The 3,129-nt window shown below is 30.1% G+C and carries 5 protein-coding genes; 3 read left to right on the top strand and 2 right to left on the bottom strand.

All coding sequences use genetic code 11. From position 1 onward, the window contains the following. Positions 1-84: 84 nt before the first annotated feature. Positions 85-948 carry a nitrilase-related carbon-nitrogen hydrolase gene (locus L8D11_RS04480; protein ID WP_236870475.1) on the bottom strand — a complete coding sequence of 288 codons (864 nt, stop codon included), beginning with the start codon at positions 946-948 and terminating at the stop codon, positions 85-87. A 126-nt stretch (positions 949-1,074) separates the two neighbouring features. Between L8D11_RS04480 and L8D11_RS04475 the strand changes: the two genes are divergently transcribed. The 3 genes from L8D11_RS04475 to tpiA are packed head-to-tail and all read left to right on the top strand — an operon-like array spanning position 1,075 to position 2,844. Then, positions 1,075-1,710 (top strand): dioxygenase family protein, encoded by a 636-nt coding sequence (locus L8D11_RS04475; protein ID WP_236870474.1) that lies wholly within the window; start codon positions 1,075-1,077, stop codon positions 1,708-1,710. Positions 1,711-1,733: 23 nt separating this feature from the next. Continuing rightward, entirely contained in the window at positions 1,734-2,126 is a 393-nt protein-coding gene (locus L8D11_RS04470) for a hypothetical protein (RefSeq protein WP_236870473.1), read from the top strand. Beyond that, the gene (gene tpiA, locus L8D11_RS04465) at positions 2,095-2,844 is read left to right on the top strand and encodes a triose-phosphate isomerase (RefSeq protein WP_236870472.1); all 750 of its coding nucleotides are present in this window, start codon (positions 2,095-2,097) and stop codon (positions 2,842-2,844) included. Before L8D11_RS04470 ends, tpiA begins: the two co-directional genes overlap by 32 nt. Here the strand turns inward: tpiA and L8D11_RS04460 are convergent. Next, a complete protein-coding gene (locus tag L8D11_RS04460; protein WP_236870471.1) occupies positions 2,827-3,012 on the bottom strand; it encodes a hypothetical protein in 186 nt (61 codons plus the stop codon). The two genes, tpiA and L8D11_RS04460, sit on opposite strands and share 18 nt — an antisense overlap. Between the last annotated feature and the right edge of the window lie 117 nt (positions 3,013-3,129).

Raw genomic sequence — 3,129 nt, 5'->3', positions numbered from 1 at the left:
ACTCTTCTCTATACGTTCTTCTGCTTCTCTTACTAAAAATGACATTTTGCCTCCTCTTTCGTATGTACTTATCTTTTCATTCTATCATATATGTTTCTTTCTGCCTATTATGCAATGGTCTTTCTTTTTGAAATAATCTCTCACTGATAAAACCAGAGCTTGGTAAATATTCTCTTCCTCGCACAATACTCCTGCATTATTGTTTTTAATTTTTAGATCAGCACCTTTACTATCAAACCTTAAAATGCTCTCCTTCCAATGGCATGGTTCATTTATAAAATCCCCTTCTTTATCAATTACAAAACTGCCCCCATCAAACACCAATTCATCATACCCACCAAAATTATTTAAATAAGCAACAGGCTTATTATATTTTTTTGCTATGTTGCCTACAACTCTCATTCTATTTGCATGTTTAGCAAGATCGTATGGGGAGGCATTGACAGTGATAAAAAATGTTGCCCCTTTTCTAGATAGGATATTTGGCACATGATCATACCAAGCATCTTCACAAATTAAAATCCCCAGCTTTTCATCTTTAAATTCAAATATTGTTGGCTCTTCTTCTGCTTTGGAAAAATTTCTTGGCTCGTTAAAAACCTGATAATTAGGCAAAATATGTTTATCTGCACTAAATATTTCTTTCCCATCACATGCTATAATTATTGAATTAAATACTTTATTATTTTTTGAAACTGGACATCCAAATAACAAAGCACATTTTTTTTCTTGCGTAAATTTAACTGTTTCGGCTTTAAATTTCAAAACTTTATCTAAAAAATCTGAATTATTTACTAAGTCCTTCAGTAGGTATCCAGTCAAAGATAATTCAGGAAAAATCACTAAATCTGAATTCGTAGATTCGCTTTTATAAAGCTTTTTGATTTTTTCTACATTATACTTTAAATCACCAATTTTTAAATTAATTTGACATAATGAAATTTTCATAAACAATTGGAGGCAATATTATGAATAAATTTTACTGAGAAATAATATAAATTTTACTTACAAGCTAGTTTTAATTTATATTGATGATATTTAAGTACTACATAAAAATATATTGATACATTTTTAATGATAAGAAATTTTATAATAATGATTCTTCTTTGCATTGTATTGACAAGCGAGAGCTTAGCAGACAAAATGGGAGAATGCATTCTCACTCCTGAAATATGGAGTGTGGGAATTTTACCTGACGCCAAAAATTCAAATAATCTCACTCAAAATTATACTTCCTTTGAAATCGCAAAAGGTACAAAAATCTTAATTAAGGGAAAGGTTTTAGATAAAAATTGTGTTCCTATAAGCGGCGTGAAAGTAAGTATTTGGCAGGCAAATTCATTTGGCCTTTATCAATTTAATGCTAATGATGTGCATGATGAACATTACGATGAGAATTTTAGTGGGTCTGGGAATATGCTAACTAATAACTTAGGAGAATTCGAATTTATTACTATATACCCAGGCAAAGTTAATTTAATTAGCCCAAATGTTATCTTCAGATTGGAGCATCAAAACTTCTACCCTTTTGAAACTAAAATGTTTTTCCCAGAAAACAACAATACAGAGGATATCAAAAATATGAATCCATCCTTAATAAAAAAGCAAATACCTCTTGTGATAGCAAAAATCATTGGAAAAGTTGAAGAGAAGGTGATATATAATTTTGTGATTACGTTAAATCAATCGAATCTATATAAGGAATATTAAAACAACAATATTTAAGGTGAAATATGAATACAAATTTAAAAAACTTAATTATGTCCTCAAGCCTTTGCTTCATTCTTACTACTTTAGCAATTGCTTGCGAAAAACATCAGTCAAATCAAGCTGAAGATACAAAGCAAACTACAACTACAGCACAAATGGCACCTGCAAAGCAAACTGAAGATACAAAGCAGAATATTGAGGTTAAAAATAATAAAAAATTTGATTATGAAAAAATCAGCAAAACATTGCCAGAGACCGTAAAAAAAGAGGTAGATGATTACTATGCTGCAATAGGTGCTGAATATGAAAAATTGAGTGATGATGCTAAAAAAGCTATAGCAAAAATTTCTAACTATAAAAAGAATGCATTTGCTAAAAAAGGAAATGATGCAAAAAAGAAAGATACTAATAGCTAATTGGAAAACGTATATTCAAAGCTTTTCAGAAATAGATATAAAGATTGGGGAAATTAAACAAAATCTAGATTTTTACAATATAGACTTGGTTCTTTGCCCCTCTTTTATATATATACAAAGAATAATAAGTAAATTAGAGAGCCAACACATCTTTGTTGGTTCTCAAAATTTTTCCTCATCTGAAACAAATACAAATACAGGGGAGATTCTAGCTGCAATGCTTGCAGATTTGGGGTGCAAATATTCCATTTTAGGGCACTCTGAAATCAGAGAAAGATATGCTGAAAGCAGTGATACAGTAGCAATTAAGTCTAACATTGCATTGAAACACAATGTAACACCTATAATATGCGTAGGCGAAGCTCTAGAAACTAGAACAAAGAGTGATTATATTAAATTTTTAATAGATCAAACCATTGAATCATTGCCGCACTTTAGTGACATAGAAAAAAACAATATTATTATTGCTTATGAGCCAATATGGTCTATTGGTACTGGAAAAATCCCATCACCTAATCAGATTGAAGAAGTGTTATCTGCATTGAAATCAATACCAGGATTGAAATTTGCAAAATTTGTATATGGTGGTTCTGTAAATGAGCAAAATATCAGCGAGATATGTGAGGTCAAATCTTTAGATGGTGTGTTAGTAGGAGGAGCAAGCACTGATATTACAAAATTAAATTTAATCTCTAAGGCTTTATCCAACTTTACCTAAAAATTTGATATTTAGCTTATTTTTTAGTGTATTTATATTCTCTTCAATTTCTAATTCTTCATTTGAAATACAATTTGCGACCGACCCAACAGTTTTGATCTCCTTATTATTTATAATGGACTGAAAAATCAAGACAAAATTTTGAGAATTTTGCTTCCTAAAGACCATTGCATAATAGGCAGAAAGAAACATATATGATAGAATGAAAAGATAAGTACATACGAAAGAGGAGGCAAAATGTCATTTTTAGTAAGAGAAGCAGAAGAACGTATAGAGAAGAGTAAG

Origin of the sequence: Candidatus Bandiella numerosa (genome assembly GCF_021811875.1) — a bacterium.
Classification (GTDB): Bacteria; Pseudomonadota; Alphaproteobacteria; order Rickettsiales; family Midichloriaceae; genus Aquirickettsia; species Aquirickettsia numerosa_A.
The sequence above is the reverse complement of the archived record's forward strand: the minus strand, read 5'-3'. Positions and strand labels throughout refer to the sequence as shown.